This is a genomic window from Ensifer sp. Root954 (assembly GCF_001429005.1).
GTDB lineage: Bacteria > Pseudomonadota > Alphaproteobacteria > Rhizobiales > Rhizobiaceae > Ensifer > Ensifer adhaerens.
Window position 1 is genome coordinate 588,653 of sequence record NZ_LMJM01000001.1, and the last position, 18,200, is coordinate 606,852.

General features: G+C 63.4%; 17 protein-coding genes. 5 read left to right on the forward strand and 12 right to left on the reverse strand.

Going from position 1 to position 18,200, the window contains the following annotated elements; translation table 11 throughout:
- Window positions 1-3: 3 nt before the first annotated feature.
- The 4 genes from ASE71_RS02585 to hmpA all read right to left on the reverse strand — a co-directional run bounded on the left by ASE71_RS02585 (window position 4) and on the right by hmpA (window position 4,838).
- Window positions 4-1,260, reverse strand: coding sequence for an MFS transporter (locus ASE71_RS02585; RefSeq protein ID WP_060519240.1), 1,257 nt, complete (start codon window positions 1,258-1,260; stop codon window positions 4-6).
- Window positions 1,261-1,585: 325 nt separating this feature from the next.
- Window positions 1,586-2,800, reverse strand: a complete 1,215-nt coding sequence (locus ASE71_RS02590; protein ID WP_060519242.1) for a CmpA/NrtA family ABC transporter substrate-binding protein — start codon at window positions 2,798-2,800, stop codon at window positions 1,586-1,588.
- The gene (locus ASE71_RS02595) at window positions 2,797-3,399 is read right to left on the reverse strand and encodes an ANTAR domain-containing response regulator (RefSeq protein ID WP_034789780.1); all 603 of its coding nucleotides are present in this window, start codon (window positions 3,397-3,399) and stop codon (window positions 2,797-2,799) included. Before ASE71_RS02595 ends, ASE71_RS02590 begins: the two co-directional genes overlap by 4 nt.
- A gap of 224 nt (window positions 3,400-3,623) precedes the next feature.
- Window positions 3,624-4,838: an NO-inducible flavohemoprotein gene (hmpA, locus tag ASE71_RS02600; protein WP_060519244.1), complete on the reverse strand. Its 1,215-nt coding sequence runs from the start codon at window positions 4,836-4,838 to the stop codon at window positions 3,624-3,626.
- Between the two features lie 319 nt (window positions 4,839-5,157).
- Between hmpA and ASE71_RS02605 the strand changes: the two genes are divergently transcribed.
- Window positions 5,158-5,607: an Rrf2 family transcriptional regulator gene (locus ASE71_RS02605; protein WP_060519247.1), complete on the forward strand. Its 450-nt coding sequence runs from the start codon at window positions 5,158-5,160 to the stop codon at window positions 5,605-5,607.
- A gap of 161 nt (window positions 5,608-5,768) precedes the next feature.
- Here the strand turns inward: ASE71_RS02605 and ASE71_RS02610 are convergent, their stop codons facing one another.
- On the reverse strand, window positions 5,769-6,242 hold the full coding sequence (locus ASE71_RS02610) for an Lrp/AsnC family transcriptional regulator (RefSeq protein WP_034789774.1): 474 nt from the start codon (window positions 6,240-6,242) through the stop codon (window positions 5,769-5,771).
- A 133-nt stretch (window positions 6,243-6,375) separates the two neighbouring features.
- Here ASE71_RS02610 and ASE71_RS02615 point away from each other — a divergent pair, with 133 nt between their 5' ends.
- Entirely contained in the window at window positions 6,376-7,272 is an 897-nt protein-coding gene (locus tag ASE71_RS02615; protein WP_226020735.1) for a DMT family transporter, read from the forward strand.
- A gap of 18 nt (window positions 7,273-7,290) precedes the next feature.
- Here ASE71_RS02615 and ASE71_RS02620 read toward each other — a convergent pair whose 3' ends face one another.
- Genes ASE71_RS02620 through ASE71_RS37305 form a run of 3 tightly spaced genes read right to left on the reverse strand, consistent with a single transcriptional unit; the run spans window position 7,291 to window position 11,732 of the window.
- The gene (locus ASE71_RS02620) at window positions 7,291-8,442 is read right to left on the reverse strand and encodes an efflux RND transporter periplasmic adaptor subunit (RefSeq protein ID WP_034789769.1); all 1,152 of its coding nucleotides are present in this window, start codon (window positions 8,440-8,442) and stop codon (window positions 7,291-7,293) included.
- A 15-nt stretch (window positions 8,443-8,457) separates the two neighbouring features.
- Window positions 8,458-11,601: an efflux RND transporter permease subunit gene (locus ASE71_RS02625; protein ID WP_060519252.1), complete on the reverse strand. Its 3,144-nt coding sequence runs from the start codon at window positions 11,599-11,601 to the stop codon at window positions 8,458-8,460.
- A complete protein-coding gene (locus ASE71_RS37305; protein ID WP_255381203.1) occupies window positions 11,598-11,732 on the reverse strand; it encodes a hypothetical protein in 135 nt (44 codons plus the stop codon). Before ASE71_RS37305 ends, ASE71_RS02625 begins: the two co-directional genes overlap by 4 nt.
- A gap of 326 nt (window positions 11,733-12,058) precedes the next feature.
- Between ASE71_RS37305 and ASE71_RS02630 the strand changes: the two genes are divergently transcribed.
- A complete protein-coding gene (locus ASE71_RS02630; protein ID WP_060519254.1) occupies window positions 12,059-12,661 on the forward strand; it encodes a TetR/AcrR family transcriptional regulator in 603 nt (200 codons plus the stop codon).
- 10 nt (window positions 12,662-12,671) lie between these two features.
- Here the strand turns inward: ASE71_RS02630 and ASE71_RS02635 are convergent, their stop codons facing one another.
- The gene (locus ASE71_RS02635) at window positions 12,672-13,994 is read right to left on the reverse strand and encodes an MFS transporter (RefSeq protein WP_060519256.1); all 1,323 of its coding nucleotides are present in this window, start codon (window positions 13,992-13,994) and stop codon (window positions 12,672-12,674) included.
- A gap of 48 nt (window positions 13,995-14,042) precedes the next feature.
- Entirely contained in the window at window positions 14,043-14,318 is a 276-nt protein-coding gene (locus ASE71_RS02640) for a metal-sensing transcriptional repressor (protein WP_089042985.1), read from the reverse strand.
- Between the two features lie 48 nt (window positions 14,319-14,366).
- Here ASE71_RS02640 and ASE71_RS37310 point away from each other — a divergent pair, with 48 nt between their 5' ends.
- Window positions 14,367-14,501, forward strand: coding sequence for a hypothetical protein (locus ASE71_RS37310; protein ID WP_274533438.1), 135 nt, complete (start codon window positions 14,367-14,369; stop codon window positions 14,499-14,501).
- A 42-nt stretch (window positions 14,502-14,543) separates the two neighbouring features.
- Here ASE71_RS37310 and ASE71_RS02645 read toward each other — a convergent pair whose 3' ends face one another.
- Window positions 14,544-15,002 (reverse strand): SRPBCC family protein, encoded by a 459-nt coding sequence (locus tag ASE71_RS02645; RefSeq protein WP_060519258.1) that lies wholly within the window; start codon window positions 15,000-15,002, stop codon window positions 14,544-14,546.
- 81 nt (window positions 15,003-15,083) lie between these two features.
- On the reverse strand, window positions 15,084-16,445 hold the full coding sequence (locus tag ASE71_RS02650; protein WP_060519260.1) for a dicarboxylate/amino acid:cation symporter: 1,362 nt from the start codon (window positions 16,443-16,445) through the stop codon (window positions 15,084-15,086).
- A gap of 398 nt (window positions 16,446-16,843) precedes the next feature.
- Between ASE71_RS02650 and ASE71_RS02655 the strand changes: the two genes are divergently transcribed.
- A complete protein-coding gene (locus ASE71_RS02655) occupies window positions 16,844-18,196 on the forward strand; it encodes an LLM class flavin-dependent oxidoreductase (protein ID WP_060519262.1) in 1,353 nt (450 codons plus the stop codon).
- Window positions 18,197-18,200 lie beyond the last annotated feature (4 nt).

Genomic DNA, 18,200 nt, shown 5'->3' on the forward strand with positions numbered 1-18,200 from the left:
TGTTTACGCGGCAGCAGCCGTCGGCAGGGTGAGCGCGCGGCGTTCCATCTGGCGGATCGAAAGATGCATCCACAGGAGCGATGCTACGACGACGGCAAAGAGAAGCAGGAAGCAGCTCGACCACAGGCCGGTCGCGTCCTTGAGCAGGCCGAAGGCGATCGGCAGCACGAAGCCCCCGAGCCCGCCGACCATGCCGACGATGCCGCCGACCGCCCCGACGTTTTCCGGGTAATAGGCCGGGATGTGCTTGTAGACGGCGGCCTTGCCAAGGCTCATGACGAAGCCGAGCACGAAGACCGTGACGATGAAGACGGCAGGCGTAATGCCGAAGCCGTGGCCCTCGCCGGCGGCCGGCAGCGACAGGATCAGTGTTGCCACCGCCGAGATGCCGAGCATCCAGTACATGACGCTACGCGCGCCCTTGCGGTCGGAAAGCACGCCGCCGAAGGCACGGAAGACGCTGCCGGGGATGGAGTAGGCGGCTGCGACCATGCCCGCCACGGCGATATCGAAGCCGTAGACGCCGACGAGATAACGCGGCAGCCAGAGCGAGAGGGCGACGAAACCGCCGAAGGCGAAGAAATAGTAGAGCGAGAAACGCCAGACCTGGGCGTTCTTCAGCGGTGCGAACTCCTGGAGCAGGCTGCGCTTTGGCAGCTGGCGCTCGCGGCGGCTGCGGAAGGCCGGATCGTCGCTTGTCGTGAACCAGAAGACGAGTGCCGTGACGACGAGTGCGGCCGCCCAGATCTCGGCAACCGTCTGCCAGCCCCAGGCAATGAGGACGAAGGGCGCCAGAAATTTCGTCACCGCCGCGCCGACATTGCCGGCGCCGAAGATGCCAAGCGCCGTGCCCTGCTTTTCCGGCGGAAAGAAGGGCGAGACATAGGCGACGCCGACCGCGAAAGAGCCGCCGGCAAGACCGATGCCGAGGCCGGCGAGCAGCATCTGCGGATAGGTCGTGGCGTAGGTGAGCAGAAAGGTCGCAAGGGCTGCGGCCAGCATCGTCAGCGTATAGACGAGGCGCCCGCCGTAGCGCCCGGTCCAGACGCCGAGCAGGATGCGCACCAGTGAACCGGTGAGGATGGGCGTGCCGACCAGCAGGCCGAACTGCGCTTCGGTGAGCGCGAGGTCCTGCTTGATGCGGATGCCGATGATGGCGAAGATCGTCCAGACGGCGAAACAGATGGTGAAGGCAAAAGTGGACATCCACAAAGCCGTGGTGGGTTCGCTGGCGGATAATGGCTGCTTGTTCTCAGACATGGCTTCTCCGAGGCCCGACAAGGTCGTGCCGCTCCATCTTGGGGGTGAAAAACAAAAAGCCGCTGGCCAGGTATGCCCGACACGGTTCGCCCCGTGTGCGCAGTCCTGATCAGCGGCTTTGCTGCTAGGGCGCCCGTCGTTGGACACCGATCTCTTGGCCCGAGGGCCTGAGAATATAAAAGCAATCAGCGTGCCAGTTTTGGCAAGCTATTGATCTAAAAGAAAAAGTGAAATCGTCGGCCTGGCGTCATCCCGGTGGGTGACATTCCTTGGTGCAGTGCGAAGCCATTTTTTGTGCAATGCGCATAAATTAGGCGTCGCGCATTCAGCCTGCAGACTGGGCAGCGATGTAGGCATCGAGGTCGTCGGGATCGAAGCGTCCGCCATCGAAGAAACCATCCGGCCCGAGCGTCAGCGCGCCCGATGAGCCGACTGGGGTTTCGACGGTCAAGGCGCCTTCCACCTTGGCGCTTGCCGACGGCATGGCGATACCAAGGTGCTTCAATGCGGCGCGGTAGATGTCCGGCCGGTAGGTTTCCGCGGCGATACGCTGGCGCGCTGACGTATGCTCGATCTGCCGCCAGCGCACCATCTGGGTGTAGAACCAGAGGGCATGGCTCTTCCAGGGGAAGGTCGCCGCCTTGGCATTCGGAACGAAGAAATCTCTGACCACCCGGACCTCACCGCCGCCGACCGGCAGCGTGCCTTTGAGGGCGGGAAGAAGCAGTTCGGCGTCGCGCCCCACATAGGCAGGCTTTGCCAGAAGGGTCGCGAGTGCCTCGTGGTTATCCGGGCGGGCGCACCAAATTGACGCCTGATGAAGCGCCACGAGCAGGGCGGCCATCGCCTCCGGGTTGGCCTCCCCCCACTTTGCGTTGACGCCAAGCACTTTCTCGGGGCTCGACCGCCAGATCGCCGCCTTGACGGTGGCGAGATGTGCGCCGCGGCGAAGCACGCCGAAGGTGTTCCAGGGCTCGCCGGCGCAATAGCCGTCGATCACGCCTTCGGCGAGCGCATCGCCCATGTCGGGTGGCGGCAGCACGACGATCTCGATATCACGGTCCGGATCGATGCCGCTCGCCGCCAGCCAGTAGCGCAGTTCGTAATTGTGCCCGGAATAGGGATGCACGACGGCAAAACGCAGCGGAGCGCCCGCCTGCGCATCGATCGCCTTGCGCAGGGCTGCACCGTTCGCGCGCGCATCGAGATCCGTGGTCGCGCCGTTTTCCGCCATCCTTTGCCAGAGCGCCGGAGACACCGTCACCGCATTGCCGCCGAGACCCAGCGACATCGGCACGATCATTTCAGGGGCAGGCACATTGAGGCCGAGATTGCCGGCGATCGGCATGGGACCGAGAATATGCGCCACATCGACATGGCGAACCGCAAGCCGATCGCGGATGCTCGCCCAGGAGCGCTCACGCAGCAGGGTCAGGTCGATCCCCTGTTCTTCAGCAAAGCCCATCTCGCGGGCGACAACGAGCAAGGCGCTGTCGAGGAGCGGCACAAAACCGGCGGTGATGGCGTGGCGCGTCGTCATTCCTTTCCTCCCGGATCGAGCAGGCTTGCCGCCGTGACGAGGCTTTGGGCGATGTCGACGATCTTGCGGTTCTGGTTCATCGCCGTGCGGCGCAGCAGCGCATAGGCCTCTTCCTCGGAGAGCCCGCGCGAGCGCATCAAGAGGCCCTTGGCGCGGTCGATCACCTTGCGGTTTTCCAACTCGCCGCGGGTTTCTTCCAGCTCGCGGTTGAGGCGGGAGAATGCGTTGAAGCGGCTGATCGCCATCTTCAGGATGGGGCGCACCCGTTCCTGCTTCAGACCGTCGACGATATAGGCCGAGACCCCGGCCTCGACAGCCGCCTCGATGGAGGCCTCGTCGGACTTGTCGACGAACATCGCGATCGGGCGCTTCACCGCGCGCGAAAGCTGGAAGATGCTTTCCAGCATGTCGCGGTTCGGGTTTTCGAGATCAATCACGATGACGTCGGGATTGAGGTCCGCGATGCGTCGCGCCAGGCCGTGCATATTGTCGATGACGGTGACATGGTCATAGCCCGCGTCGCGCAGCCCGTCCTCGATGATGGCGGCGCGGATGCGATTCTCGTCGATGACCAGGACGTTTAGTCTGCTGTGCTGCATGCCACGACCGCATTCTGACCAAGCTTGACCTGCCGTGTCGGCTCTTTTTGCAATGCAGCATGGCGGGTCCGAAAGCAAGGGCGATCTTTCGGATGGCGTTTACGCACAGGCGGGACTGCCGCAATCCTCGGCGCAGGTCGGCTTGCCGCGGCGCGAAGGCAGCGCCGCGGCAATGAGGAGATCAAGCTCTTCCACGGTCCGTGAAAGTGCCGACCGAAGGCATTTTAGGCTGCAATGAGTTCGTCGGCTGGGCCGAAGAACTCGTAGTGGACCCGCTCGCTGGAAACGCCTTCCCTGGCAAGAGCCGGGACGAGCGCACGAAGGAACGGTTTGGGGCCACAGAGATAGAATTCGGCATTGGCGATCGGCGTGTGCTCGCGAAGCCATTCCGCGGTGATGAAGCCATCGAAGTCGTGCGACAGCCCCACGGCATCCCCGTTCGCCGGCGCGCTATAGAAGCTGCTGATCGTGATCTTGCCATGTGCATCGGCGAGTTCGCGAACATGCCGATCCATGGCATGCGTGCCGCTGTTCAGCGCGCCGTGGACGAAGTGCGCCTCGAGGTTCGGATGTTCCTCGGCGATCGTCTCGAGAATACTGACCATGGGGGTCAGGCCGACGCCACCCGACAGCAATACCACCGGTGCTTCCGGCGCTTCGGGGAGGAAGAAGTCGCCGGCCGGCGGGGTCGCGCTCAAGACCGTGCCGACGGTCGCCTGATCGTGGAGATATCGCGATCCGCCTTGCCCCTGCGCCTCGCGCTTTACCGAGATGCGGTAGAAGCTGTCGTTCGGCCCGCTGGAGATCGAGTAGTTGCGCTTCATCTCCAGGCCATTGTCCAGTTGGAAGCGAAACGTCAGATATTGGCCGGGTCTGTGGCGCGCAACGCGACCGCCGTCCTTGGGTTTCAGGATAAACGAGGTGACGACGTCGCTCTCGCGAACTTTTGAGGCGATGACGAAATCTCTCCAGCCGTTCCAACCGCCCGAGCGCTCCATCAGTTCGCCGCGTATGGCGGTTTCGCGCTCCTTGAGAATATCGGCCAGGAACCAATAGGCCTCGCCCCATGCGTTCAGGAGCTCAGGGGTTGCAGCACTTCCGAGCACATCCTCGACGGCGGCGAGAAGAGCCTTGGCTACAAAGGGATAGTGCTCCGGAAGGATATGGTAGCCGATGTGCTTGTGGGCGATCCGTTCGACCACCGGGCCAAGCACGCCGAGATTATCGATGTTCTGCGCATACGCGAGAATGGCGGCGGCAAGCGCGTTGACCTGTGAACCGCCTTCGCCCTGATTGGCGTGGTTGAACAGCGCGCGGATATGATCGTCACGGAAGAGGCGGGCATACATGCTCTTCGTGATTTCCGTTCCGTGGGCCGCGAGCGCCGGAGCGCTGGCTTTCACGATCTGGACAGTCTCGGGGGAGAGTGGTTTCGGCATGATTTTTTCCTTTCGGTGGGACGTATCAGTGGGGGCAGGTTGGTGATCCTGGAAATGCAGCCGGCAATTCACCGGGCCCGGTGATCGGGAACTGTGTCCCAATCTCTCGCGGCAGCGAATCCCGCGCTCAAAATGCTGTTAATGCGGACTTCGCCCTGGAAGCATTCGACGATCATCCTGATCTCAGCTCCGGCTACCGTTCGCGCGTTCATCGCGAATGACCCTTAAAGATGTATCTGAAATGCATCTATTCGCTTGCGATCAAAGATGCTAATCAAATGCATGTTTTTTGAATGGACTTTTTGACGCAGATCCCGCGATGAGGCTTACGAAATACACCGACTATGCGATGCGCCTGATGATCTATCTGGGCTCCCAGCCCACTGGGCTCAGCTCCATCCGGGAGATATCCGATACCTTCTCGGTCTCGCAGAACCATATGATGAAAGTGGTTCAAGACCTCGCGAATGCGGGGTTTCTGGAGGCTGTACGCGGCCGGAACGGCGGTATCAGGCTCGCTAGGGCTGCGAACGAAATCAATCTCGGCGCTCTCCTCCGGCACACGGAGGAGTTGTCCGATCTGATCGATTGCCGAGGTTGCCGCATCGCTCCGGCCTGCAGCCTGCCGTCCGTCCTTTCGGAAGCCACGGCCGCCTTCGTCGCGGTCTTCGACAAGTACACGCTCGCGGATCTCGTCGAAAAACGCTCGACGCTCGGCGTGCTCCTGGGTTTCCGGGCAGCGTTGCCGGGCGAAGATTGCACCCTGTGACGAAGGGATTGGTGGCCCGCGCGCGTTAGGTCGCCAGTCGCTCGAGGAATAATAACGCCCGGCACCCCAATGACTCGCCGCGGCCTGCTACTTCACGTCCGATTTGAGGTTGCGCCGCTTTGCTGGGGCGAACCTGGCAGTGGCCGGAGCCCGCCTGAGCATCAGATCGGTAGCAGCGCGTCCGGCTTGACGTCGCCGACCGAGGCGTAGGTGTGCGTCTCCCTGACGCCGGGCAGGGGCAAAATCACCCGTTCGAGAAAATCCTGGAACAGCGACATGTCGGCAATGCGCGCCTTCACCAGATAGTCGAAGCCGCCGATCACCATGTGGCATTCCAGAACTTCCGGCGCCTTTGCAACCGCGTCAGAGAAGCGCTCGAAGATATGCGGGGCGGTATGGTCGAGGCGCACCTGGATGAAGACGACGGTGCCCCGGCCGATCTTCTTCGGATCGAGGATCGCTCGCACGGCCTTCACGTAACCCTCGCGGAAGAGGCGCTTCACGCGCTGGCTCGTGCCCGTTGGCGACAGGCCGACACGCTCTGCCAGCTCCAGTGTGGTCCGCCGGCCATCTTCCTGCAGCAATCTCAACAAGGTGCGATCGATGGTGTCGAGGCCTGCAATTTCGTTCTTCACACTATTTGGTCCATGAAAGAGTGATAATCGCTTAGATTCATTGAAATCAGTGTATTTTGACGCGGCCGTTCGCGCAATACGGTGCTTCTGTCGAAGCCGCCGGGTAAGGCTTCCGCAATGTGGAGAGACGGGCGTGCAAAGTGTTACGATGGGGGAGGGCGACCGCAGCCGGCGGCTGGCGATATGGGCAGGGGTGGCGGTCGTCGCAATCACCACCTTACAGTTCGTGGCCGCCCGGTTCAGTCTGCGCGAGCATCTGACCGCCGCCGACATCGTCACCTTGCGGTTCTCTGGCGCCGCCCTGGCCTTCCTGCCGGTGTTCCTCAGCGTCGGCCTGCCGAAGTTGATGCAGCTTGGCTGGCGCAAGGCAACCGTGCTGGCGCTGCTGACGGGGCTGCCCTATCCGCTCATCATCAACCAGGGACTTTCGCTGGCACCGGTCGCCCATGCGGCAGCACTGTCTCCCGCCGTAATCGTCTTCTTCTCGTTCCTGTTTTCCCGTCTCGTCTTCAAGGACAAGGCCTCCGGCACGCGTCTTGCTGGCGTTGCCACGGTCATTGCCGGCCTTTTGCTGTTCGTGCTCCAATCGGGCGTCGCCGACGCCGGGACATTGCGCGGTGATCTGTTGTTCGCCGTTTCGGGGTTGATGTTTGCCACCTTTGCGGTGCTGGTGCGGCTATGGTCCGTCGACGCCGTGACGGCGACGATCGCAGTGGTGTTCTTCTCCTGTCTGCCGTTGCCCTTGCTGCACATCCTGGCGCCCAGCGGGCTCGCTGCCGCCTCTTTCACCGAAATTGCCACGCAATTCGTCATCCAAGGCTTTCTCGCCGGAGCGCTCGCGAGCGTTCTCTACACCTATGTCATCCGTCAATTGGGTCCGCAGCCTGCGTCGCTGTTCATGCCGTGCGTCCCGGTGACGACGACCGCGGCGGGGGTCGTCGTTCTTGGTGAAGTTCCGACGCTGCTTCAGGTCGTTGCCATTGCCGTCATCACGTTCGGCATGGTCTTCCCGATCCTGAAAAGGGCGTAGGCCGGGCCGGCGAACGGCCTATTTCTGCGCCTGCTCGGCCGGCATCGGTTTGACCGGTGCGCCCGGGAAAATCTTCTGCAGGTTTCCCGCGATCACCTGATCGCCTTCCGCAACGCCTGAGGTCAGGCCGATGAGATCACCGCTCGTCGGCCCGAGGGTGACGAGCCGCTGCTCGACCGTTTCCCCCTTGCCGACGACATAGATGTATTTGCCGAGCTGGCTCGAGCCGAGCGCCGTTTCCGGCACCATCAGCACGTTCGGCTCGTCGCGGATCTTCAGCCGGACGCGGACATATTGGCCGGGCAGCAGGGAAAGATCAGTATTGTCGATCGTCACGCGCGCCACCACCGTTCCGGTATTTCCCTCGACCGTGTTGTTGATGAAGGTGAGGTCGCCGCGATAGCGCGGTTCCTTGTCGCCAGGCAAAAGCACTTCCGCCTGCACTTTCCCCTTCGCCCGGGCCTTCTGGATGTCGGCGAGTTCTGTTTCGCTCGGGTTGAAGGAAACATAGATCGGCGAAAGCTGCACGAGGTTGTTGAGCGGTGTCCCGGCGGTGTTGCTGACAAGCGTTCCCTCCGGCGCCTGGTCGCGGCCGAGCCGGCCGGCAAAGGGCGCGTGGATTTCGGTGTAGTCGAAATTGATCTCGGCGGTGCGCACCGCCGCCCGAGACATCTCCAGTGCCGCTTCGGCCTGGTGCACAGCACTCTGGCGCTGATCGAAGCTGTCCTTGTCGAGGTAACCCGTCGTGGCCAGTTCGTTGCCGCGGTTGAGATTGGAGCGGAGATAGGCGAGCGACGCCTGGTCGCGCTCGACCTGGGCCTTTGCCTGATCGAGAGCTGCCCGATAATCGCGCGGGTCGATCCGATAGAGCAGATCACCTTCCTTCACATCCGAACCGTCGGGCACCGCCTGCGACTCGATATAGCCCGTGATCTTGGCGCGGAGCGTCACGTTGCGGATCGCTTCGGTGCGGGCCGAATAGTCGAGATAGATCGGAATGGTTTTCTTGACGACCGAGGCGACCGGCACGGGCATGGCCTGTTGCGGCGGCCCCACCGCCGCGCCGGCGTCGCCGCCCTTCAGCTCGAAGCCGCCGTTCTTGTAATGATAGGCCGCAGCAAGGGCGGCGACCACGACCGCTGCGGCAAGGACCAGTCTCGAACCACGCATGTCAGGCTCCAATTCCTATTCCGCCGCCTCCGGCTCGTGACGCTGGCCGATCGGCTGCGAGGACGTGCCCTCGCGCCATTTTTCGATGACCGCGTAGAAGACCGGGACGAAAATGAGTGTGAGGATCGTCGCCGCCAGCATGCCGCCGAAGACGGTGGTGCCGATTGACTGGCGGCTGGCAGCACCTGCGCCTCTGGCATACATCAGCGGCAGCACGCCGAGGATGAAGGCGAAGGCCGTCATCAGGATCGGCCGCAGCCGGAGACGCGCCGCTTCCGCGGCGGCTGCGACGACGTCGAGCCCTTCCTCGCGTCGGCGTCTTGCGAACTCGACGATCAGGATGGCGTTCTTGGCGGCAAGTCCGACCAGCATCACGAAACCGATCTGCGAATAGACGTCGATCTGCATACCGCGCAGCCAGAGCGCCGAAAGCGCGCCCAAAAGCGCGAGCGGCACTGACAGCAGCACCATGAAAGGCATCGACCAGCTTTCATACTGGGCGGCCAGGATCAGGAAGCAGAAGACGAGGGCGAGCGCAAAGACGAGCGCGGCGATCGAGCCTGCCCGGATCTCCTGATAAGTAATGCCGGTCCACTCGAATGTGTAGTCCCTGGGCAGCGTCGTTTTTGCCACCCGCTCCATCGCCGCCACCGCCTGGCTCGAGCTGAAGCCGGGTGCTGCCGCACCGTTGATCAGCGCCGAGGGGTAATTGTTGTAGTGGGTGATGGTCTCCGGGCCGACCGTCGGCTTGAAGGTTCCTAGCGTATTGAGCGGCACCATTTCCCCCTCAGTGTTGCGCACGTAGAGACGAGAGAGATCGGTGGCCGAGGCGCGTGCGCCTTGATCGGCCTGCAGCGTCACGCGGAAGGTGCGGCCGAAGATGTTGAAGTCGTTGACATAGAGCGAGCCGAAATAGATCTGCAGTGTGCTGAAGATATCCGGCAGGCTCAGGCCCAGCAGCTTCGCCTTGTCGCGGTCGAGGTCATAGTCGAACTGTGGGCTCGAGGTGCTGAAGGTGGTGAACAGCTGGTAGGGATTGATTTCCGGCTGCTTGCGCGCCTCGGCGATCAGCGCCTGCGTCGCGTCGTTCAGCGCCTCGGCGCTGCGGCCGGCAAGGTCCTCCACCTGGAACTCGAAGCCACCGGTAGCACCCAGCCCCTGGATCGACGGCGGGTCGAAGGCGAGCACCAGCGCGTCCGGGATCTGCAGCAGTTGCGGCATCACCTCTTCACGCAGCGCCGAGGCGCCTTGTTCGGGCGGCCGCTCGTCCCATGGCTTCAATACGGCGAATTGCACGGCCGAGTTTGACTGGGCGGCGAAGGACAGGAAGTTGAAGCCGACGACCGAACCGACGAAATCGACGCCGGCGGTGCCGCGCAGGATCTCTTCGGATCGCCGCGCGACCGCCTCGGTGCGTTCGAGCGAGGCACCATCGGGCAACTGGATGACGACGAAGAAATAGCCCTGGTCCTCGACCGGCAGGAAGGTCGAGGGGATGCGCTGCCATAGCGCATAGGTCGAGGCGATCGCGGCGAGGAAGACGGCAAACAGCGCCCAGCGCCAGCGCACGAGCCCGGCGACGCTGCGCGCATAACCGTGCGACAGGGCGTGAAAACCGCTGTTGAACCAGCGGAAGAGGGCAAAACGCGGCTCGCCGCGATAGCGCAGGAACGCGGCGCTCAGCGCCGGACTGAGGGTCAGCGAGTTGAAGGCGGAAAAAGCGACGGAGATTGCGACCGTCAGCGCAAACTGGTTGTAGAGGCTGCCGGCGACGCCCGGAATGAAGGCGACGGGGATGAAGACGGCCAGCAGCACCGCGGTCGTCGCGATGATCGGGCCGGTCACCTCCTGCATCGCCTTTTTGGTGGCCTCGAGCGGCGGCAGCCCGGCCTCCAGCTGGCGTTCGACGTTCTCGACGACGACGATCGCGTCGTCGACCACAAGTCCGATGGCAAGCACCATGCCGAGCAGGCTCAGCATGTTGAGCGAGAAGCCGAAGAGATACATGACGACCAGCGTCGCGATCAACGAAACCGGAATGGCGATCGTAGGGATGATCGTCGTGCGCAGGTTTTGCAGGAAGATGAAGACGACGAAGACGACGAGGGCGAGCGCCTCGAGCAGCGTGAACACGACATCCTTCATCGCCGCCGAGACGAAACGCGTGGTGTCGTAGAACATGTGGTAGGCGATGCCCGCGGGGAAGCGCTGCGACAGCTCGTCCATCTTCGCCTGCACGCGGGCCTGCAGGTCGAGCGCGTTGGAGCCCGGTGCCTGGAAGACGGCAAGCACGACGCTTTCCTTGCCGTTGAAGGTGACCGACGAGGAATAGAGCAGCGCGCCGAGCTCGATGCGCGCCACATCGCGCAGCCGCGTCGTTGCCCCCGTCGTCTGGTCGGCGCGCAGCACGATGTCGCCGAACTGGGACGGGTCGCTCAAGCGTCCGAGCGCGTTGATCTGCATCTCGAAGGGCGTGCCGGCCGGTGCCGGCGATTGCCCGATCTTGCCGCCGGCGACCTGGATGTTCTGCTCGGCAATGACGTTCTGGACGTCGACGGCGGTAATGCCGAGATTGGCCATGCGATCCGGATCGAGCCAGACGCGCATCGAATAGCGGCGCTCGCCGAAAAGCTGGACGTCGCCAACGCCCGGCAGGCGTTTGAGTGGATCGAGGATCTGCAGGTAGGCGTAGTTGCTGACCGCGGCGAAATCGACCGAATTGTCAGGCGAATCCAGGCTGACGAGCACGGTGAAGTTCGGGATCTGCTTGGCGATGGTCACGCCGGTCTGGTTGACGAGGGCCGGAAGCGAGGAGGCGGCCTGCGAGACGCGGTTCTGCACGTCGAGCGCGGCGACGTCGATCGGATAGCCGACCTCGAAGGAAATGATGATGCGCGACGAGCCGTCGTTCGAACTCGTCGAGGTCATGTAGAGCATGCCGGGCACGCCGTTGATCTGCTGTTCGAGCGGCGTCGTCACCGTGTCGGCGACCACCTGGGCGCTGGCGCCCGGATAGTTGGCGGCAACGACGATCTGCGGCGGCGTGACGTCGGGAAACTGCGAAATCGGCAGCAGGAAATAGCAGATGCCGCCGGCGAGCGTCATGATGATGGCGATCGCCGATGCGAAGATCGGCCGGTGGATGAAGAAGTCAATCATGGGGCCGATCCTTTGGGAGCGCCACCATCGCAGCAGGCGGCGTGGCGGAAACTCGGCACCGGCACGCCCGCCGCGCGGACCTTGCGGTCAGCGACGGTCTCCCCAGCCTTCAGCCCATCCAGCATGCGCATCATAAGGCTCCAGCACGAGATCATGAAGGGCCGCTCCGGTCCTAATCACGACGACCAAATCACGAGCGTTATCGAATCTAAAAAGTCTCTGCGGTGTGCGCTCTGGCTAAAAGACGCCTGGCGACCGCGCTCACCGACACTGCGCATGAAATTTTTCTGCTGTTACCGCCGCCGTTTCCGGAAGAGCTCTTTGCCGCAAGCGGATGCTCCTTGATTTGCCACGGTGGCGAAAATGTTACTGGTCGGTAACATCGTCGCATGTTATCGACCAATGACAGGGCGTCAAGGGGCAAGATTTTCCGCGCCGTTCACGCCGGACCACTGCGATGACAACGGATTTCTGCAAACCATCCCGTCGTTCGCCGCGCGATCGCATCGTCGAGGCGGCGCGTGATCTCTTTCGCCGCCGCGGCATTCGCGGAACCGGCGTCGATGCGATTGCCGATGCTGCCGAGAGCAACAAGATGACGCTCTACCGCCACTTCAGTTCGAAGGACGAGCTGATCGTCGAATGCCTGCGCCATGCGGGAATGGAGATGGATGGCTTCTGGCGCGAACTGGAAGACCAGCACCCGGGCGACGGTCTCGGTCAGCTCAGGGCCTGGGTTCGGCGTATCGCCGAACACCTCGGCGAGGACAAGTGCCAATGTGAAATGATGAGCGCCGCCGTGCAGCTGACCGATGAGGATCACCCCGGCCGCGAGGTGATCCGCCTCTTCAAGGATGCGCAGCGCGACCGGGTCGTCGAGCTGTGCCGCCGGGCCGGCATCGCCGACGCAGAGCTGCTCGGCGACACGCTGCTGCTGCTGATCGATGGCGCGCGCGCCGCGCAGCAGAGCAGCGGCGCCGAAGGGCCAAGTGCTCGTTTCGCCGAGATCGCCGATGCGGCGATCCTGTCTTTTGCCGGCAACAGCACCGCTTCCAAGTAGCGGCCGTTGCCTACCGCTGGGCTGGCCAGTCCGGGTGATGGCTGTCGATCACGAACACATGGGTGTGGCGGTGGCCGCTGCCGACGCGCGTCGCACCGGCAAGATGGGGGTGATCGCCCGCCAGCGCGTGATGGGTGTGTTCGATTTCGTCCGGGTCGGGCGCGGGCCAGAGCCGGGCGGCCGCGGCGACGGCGCCGATGGCGATGAGGCCAAGCGCGATGAAGGTCGTGCCGAGCCCGGCGGTAGCGCCGAGCCAGCCGGCCAGCGGATAGGTGATCAGCCAGCAGGCATGCGAAAGGGCGAACTGCGCTGCAAAGAGCGCCGGCCGGTCTTCGGGCTGGGCGGAGCGGCGCAGCAACCGGCCGGACGGCGTCTGGGTCAGCGAGTAGCCGAGACCGATGGCGAGCCACAGCGGCAGCAGCGAAGCGAAATTTGGAACGAGGGGCCCGATGAACAGGCCGGCGACGAGGATCGTCGCCCCGGAAAACATTGCGAAACGGTCGGGCGTCCTGTCGAGCAGGCGCGGCAGCATCAGCGCGGCAATCATCGAGCCGCAGCCAAAGGCGGCAAGCGCGATCGCCGTGTCGGTCTGGGTAAGGTCGAAGCCGGCCTGAACCAGCACCACCGTGTTGACGATGACCATTGAACCCGCCGCCGAGACCGCGAGATTGAGCGCGAGCAGGCCGCGCAGCCGTGGCGTCGAGAGATAAATGCGCAGACCCCGTGTCGTGCGGTCGTAGATACCGCGCCGTTCCGTAGCCTTCGGGCTTGGCAGCGCGACGGACACGACGAAGGCGGCCGAGGCGAGGAAGCCGATCACCGTGCCGGCAAACAGGTCGTGGAAACTGACGACGCTAAGCAGTGCCGCAGCGAGCATCGGGCTTGCGACGCTTTCGAGATCATAGGCAAGCCGCGAGAGCGACAGGGCGCGCGTGTATTCCTTTTCATCCGGCAGCACGTCGGGAATGGTCGCCTGGAAGGTGGGGGTAAAGGCGGCCGAGGCCGACTGCAGCACGAAGATCAGCCCATAGACCTGCCAGATCTCGGTCACGAACGGCAGGAACAGCGCGACGGCAGCGCGCACCAGATCGAGGCTGACGAGCATGGCACGGCGTGGAAGCCGTTCGGCGAAGGCGGCGGCGATCGGCGCCACGCCGACATAGGCGATCATCTTGATCGCGAGCGCCGTCCCGAGCACCGCGCCCGCTTCGGCGCCGGCCAGATCATAGGCGAGAAGGCCAAGCGCGACGGTTGCGAGGCCGGTTCCGATCAGCGCGATCACCTGCGCCAGGAACAGGTGGCGATAGGTGCGGTTTGCGAGGATCTGCAGCATGATGATTGGGCCTCGCTCGGTGGCGGTTTGTGGCAGCGGATTTGCTGCTCAGAGGTATTTCGTGATCGCCTTGAACTCGTCGATGGAGTGGCGCTGCTCGTGCGGAAGCGCCCCGATCGTGTCTTCAAGGCAATGGTCCAGGTGATCCTGGATCAGGGTTCGCTTCGCCTGGCTGATCGCCTTCTCCACTGCGTGGAGCTGCTGGGCGATGTCGAGGCAGGAGCGGCCGCCTTCGATCATGGTGATGACGCTCTTCAGGTGCCCCTCCGCGCGTTTCAGCCGCTTGACGATCTCGGGATGGGTGTCGTGTCTGTGCTCGCTCATGTCGATATCCTATCCCCCTGGATAGGATATTTCAAGGAGTGATTTTCGATGGTTGCTGCGGTGTCCGAAGGCGGGCGTTGTGGCGCCATGTATCTGGTCTATCCGGATCCAGATGCGACGGGACCGGGCGCCCAGCGCCTGGGCGAAATCATCAGGCACGAGGAACGCGCTCTGGCGCAATAGTCGTCCGCCGGCGCGTCTTTCCGGAATGTGCCCGCCGTTGCTTTAGGCCAGCCTCTTCGAGAGGCCGCGGCGGCCGCGCTCCATCACCACCCCGTGGTTCCAGCGAAAGACGGGTCTGAGGATAAAGGAAAGACGGACCATCCAGGGCTTCGTGACGGTCACGATCCAGTCATAGCGAACGCGGCAAGCGCTGCCTTCGCCTTGCAGGGTCCAGCGGCCGATGCCGTCGAGTTCGCCCAAGGCCCGGCCTTCGATGAAGAGAGGCGGCTCGACTTTGGTGGTCTCCATGTCGAAGACCAGTTCGTAGGGGAGTGCCGTCGACCAGCGCATGCGCCTGACGGCGCCGACACCATGTTCGTCCCCCTCGTTTACCAGCTTAACCTGCTTCACCGATGGCCACCACTCGGGCCAGCGTTCCGGCGTGCTGAGTTCACGCCACACGTCTTCAAGCTGGGAGGAGATCGTCCATTCGGTGACGAGATGAAAGTTGGTCGACGACATCGCCGATCCCTCAACAGGCGGAACGCCTGAAGTATAACACGGCATGCGGACCTTGCGGCCCGCATGCGTCGTTTCACGCCGTCAGGCAGCGCGTGCAGCGGCGCCAAGCGGTTCCAGGTCGTCGAGCACCTTGTCGCCATTGTAGACGGTCTCGTCGAGAATGCCTTCGCGCTTGGCGACGATCGTCGGCACGAGCGCCTGACCGGCGACGTTAACCGCCGTGCGGCCCATGTCGAGGATCGGGTCGATGGCGAGCAGCAGGCCGACGCCTTCGAGCGGCAGGCCGAGCGTCGAAAGCGTCAGCGTCAGCATGACAGTCGCGCCGGTGAGGCCGGCGGTTGCGGCAGAGCCGAGCACCGAGACGAAGACGATCAGCACATATTCCTGGATGCCGAGCGGCAGGCCGAAGAACTGCGCGATGAAGATCGCCGAGATGGCCGGGTAGATCGCGGCGCAGCCGTCCATCTTGGTGGTGGCGCCGAGCGGCACGGCGAAGGCGGCATATTCGCGCGGCACGCCGAGGCTCTTTTCTGTCACTGTTTCGGTAACGGGCAGGGTGCCGACGGAGGAGCGTGAAACGAAGGCGAGCTGGATCGCCGGCCAGGCGCCGGCAAAGAAGCGCGAGGGCCTCAGGCCGTGGCCGACAAGCAGCGCCGGGTAGACGACGAAGAGCACGATCGCAAGGCCGATATAGACGGCAGCGGTGTACCAGCCGAGCTGCGCCAGCGTTTCCCAGCCGTACTGGGCAACGGCGCGACCGAGCAGGCCGATCGTGCCGATCGGCGTCAGCCGGATAACCCACCAGAGGACCTTGCGCACAATCGCGAGAAGCGACTGGTTGAAGGCGAGGAACGGCTTGGCAGCATCGCCCACCTTCAGCGCCGCGGCGCCGACGGCGATCGAAACGACGAGGATCTGCAGCACGTTGAAATTGAGCGAGGTGGTGGCACCCGTGTCGGTGACCTTGGTGCTGGCTTCAAGGCCGAGCATGTTGGCGGGCACGAGGCCCTTCAGGAAATCGAGCCACGAGCCGGAATAGGAGGGGGCCTTGGCAGCTTCCTGCGAAACGGCCGAACCGATGCCCGGCTGAATGATCAGGCCGAGTGCGATGGCGATGACGACGGCGATGAGAGAGGTGATCGCGAACCAGAGCAGCGTCTGCCACACGAGCTTGGCGGCATTCTGCAGCGTCGCCAGGTTGGCGATCGAGGCGACGATGGCGGTAAAGACGAGCGGCGGCACGAGCGCACGCAGAAGCTGGACGAAGATCGAGCCGATCGTCTGCAGGGTGACCGTCAGCCAGTTGGCATTGCCGCTGGCATCGACGCCCATATTGCGGGCGACGAGGCCGAGCAGCAGGCCGATGACCATGGCCGCCAGGACTTGGAACCCGAAGGAAGCATAGATCGGCTTTGGTGAGGATTGGGTGGTTGCTTGGGACACGTCTTTCACTCTCATTGTGTGGCGGCGGCCACATTTTTAGGCAATGGCCGCCGCAAGTGCCCGAAAAATAGTCGAGTATTCTGGTCGAGATAAGAAAACCTTTGGCTCGAAAACTATTCCAAGTGGAATATTTTCCCGGATCAACCGCGCACTCTCGCTCCGGCCGGATTGCGCCTGAGGGCGGCGAAGCGGTCATCGATCTCTAAACCGGGCGAACTGACGAAAAACATTTCAATCCCGGCACGTCTCGTTGAAATCCTCTTTCTCTATAAAATTAGTGTATAATGTAACCTGTCTGTCGTGGCCGGAGTTCGCCGCGTGTTGCGGAGCGCCTTGTGCGCTTCGCCTTCGGCAGGGTGATCTCCTCGAGTTTAAAGCGAGAACAGGAGAGGATTGAGATGACACGCAAGATCCGGCTTGGAGCCTTTCTTCCCGGCGGCGGGCAGCATATTGCCGCCTGGCGCCACCCCGACCAGCCAGCCGACGGGGCGACCAGTTTCGAGTTTCACAAGCAGCTGGCGCTGACCGCCGAACGTGGTCTGTTCGATGCCTACTTTCTTGCCGACGGGCTGGCGATCGGCTTCGGTGGCGCGCGAGAGGGCGGCAATGCCCGTGTTGCCGGCTTCGAACCGGTGACCCTGTTTTCGGCGCTGGCGCCACTCACCACCCATCTCGGTTTCATAGCCACCTCGTCGACGACCTATGAGGAACCCTATACGACAGCGCGCAAGTTCGCGTCGCTCGACCTCATTTCCGGCGGTCGCGCCGGATGGAACGTGGTGACGACCACGGGTGATCCGACCGCCCAGAATTTCAACCGCGACACGCAGCTTCCGCATGCCGAGCGTTACCGGCGCGCCGCCGAGCATGTCGATGTGGTCAAGAAGCTCTGGGACAGTTTCGAGGACGATACCTTCATCCGCGACAAGCAAACGGGCGTCTTTTTCAATCCGGCGAAGTTGCACGACACGGATCACCGCGGCGAGCATTTCAAGGTCCGCGGTCCGCTCAACATATCGCGCTCGCCGCAGGGACATCCCGTCATCGTGCAGGCCGGCCAGTCCGATGATGGCAGGGGCCTTGCCGCCGCCACTGCGGAGGTGATCTTCACGGCGCACCAGCACATCGAAACGGCGCAGGAATTCTATCGCGATATCAAGGCCCGCGCCCGAGGCCTGGGCCGCAACCCGGACCACATCCTGGTCATGCCCGGTGTCTCGCCCTTCGTCGGCCGTACGGAAGCCGAGGCGCGGGAGAAATACGAACGGCTGACCTCGCTCATCGTCGAGGAGGACGGCATCGGCCTGCTCAACGGCCTGACCGGCGGAACGCTCGATCTCCGTGGCTACGACCTCGACGGGCCGCTGCCGCCGGCGCCGCCGACCGAGGGCATGAAGAGCCGCCAGGCGCTGATCCGCCAGATCGCCGACGAGAACAACTTCACCATTCGCCAGCTCTACCAATGGATCGCGTCGGCGCGCGGCCACTACACGATTGTCGGTACGGCGGGGCAGATCGCCGATACCCTGCAGGAATGGTTCGAGAACGAAGCCGCCGATGGCTTCAACATCCTGCCGCCATGGTTCCCGACGGCGCTCGACGACTTCGTCGAGCTGGTGATCCCGGAATTGCAGCGTCGCGGCCTGTTCCGCACCGCCTACGAGGGCAGGACGCTGCGCGAAAACCTCGGCCTGCCCGTACCCGTCAACCGCTGGACTGCCGCCCGGTCGGTCGTTCAAGCAGCGGAGTGAGGTG

What these genes read in the sequence shown, in the direction of transcription:
- ASE71_RS02585 (WP_060519240.1), bottom strand. Translation starts at nt 1,260, where the DNA reads ATGTCTGAGAACAAGCAGCCATTATCCGCCAGCGAACCCACCACGGCT.
- ASE71_RS02590 (WP_060519242.1), bottom strand. Translation starts at nt 2,800, where the DNA reads ATGACGACGCGCCACGCCATCACCGCCGGTTTTGTGCCGCTCCTCGAC.
- ASE71_RS02595 (WP_034789780.1), bottom strand. Translation starts at nt 3,399, where the DNA reads ATGCAGCACAGCAGACTAAACGTCCTGGTCATCGACGAGAATCGCATC.
- hmpA (WP_060519244.1), bottom strand. Translation starts at nt 4,838, where the DNA reads ATGCCGAAACCACTCTCCCCCGAGACTGTCCAGATCGTGAAAGCCAGC.
- ASE71_RS02605 (WP_060519247.1), top strand. Translation starts at nt 5,158, where the DNA reads ATGAGGCTTACGAAATACACCGACTATGCGATGCGCCTGATGATCTAT.
- ASE71_RS02620 (WP_034789769.1), bottom strand. Translation starts at nt 8,442, where the DNA reads ATGCGTGGTTCGAGACTGGTCCTTGCCGCAGCGGTCGTGGTCGCCGCC.
- ASE71_RS02625 (WP_060519252.1), bottom strand. Translation starts at nt 11,601, where the DNA reads ATGATTGACTTCTTCATCCACCGGCCGATCTTCGCATCGGCGATCGCC.
- ASE71_RS37305 (WP_255381203.1), bottom strand. Translation starts at nt 11,732, where the DNA reads ATGCGCATGCTGGATGGGCTGAAGGCTGGGGAGACCGTCGCTGACCGC.
- ASE71_RS02630 (WP_060519254.1), top strand. Translation starts at nt 12,059, where the DNA reads ATGACAACGGATTTCTGCAAACCATCCCGTCGTTCGCCGCGCGATCGC.
- ASE71_RS02635 (WP_060519256.1), bottom strand. Translation starts at nt 13,994, where the DNA reads ATGCTGCAGATCCTCGCAAACCGCACCTATCGCCACCTGTTCCTGGCG.
- ASE71_RS02640 (WP_089042985.1), bottom strand. Translation starts at nt 14,318, where the DNA reads ATGAGCGAGCACAGACACGACACCCATCCCGAGATCGTCAAGCGGCTG.
- ASE71_RS37310 (WP_274533438.1), top strand. Translation starts at nt 14,367, where the DNA reads ATGGTTGCTGCGGTGTCCGAAGGCGGGCGTTGTGGCGCCATGTATCTG.
- ASE71_RS02645 (WP_060519258.1), bottom strand. Translation starts at nt 15,002, where the DNA reads ATGTCGTCGACCAACTTTCATCTCGTCACCGAATGGACGATCTCCTCC.
- ASE71_RS02655 (WP_060519262.1), top strand. Translation starts at nt 16,844, where the DNA reads ATGACACGCAAGATCCGGCTTGGAGCCTTTCTTCCCGGCGGCGGGCAG.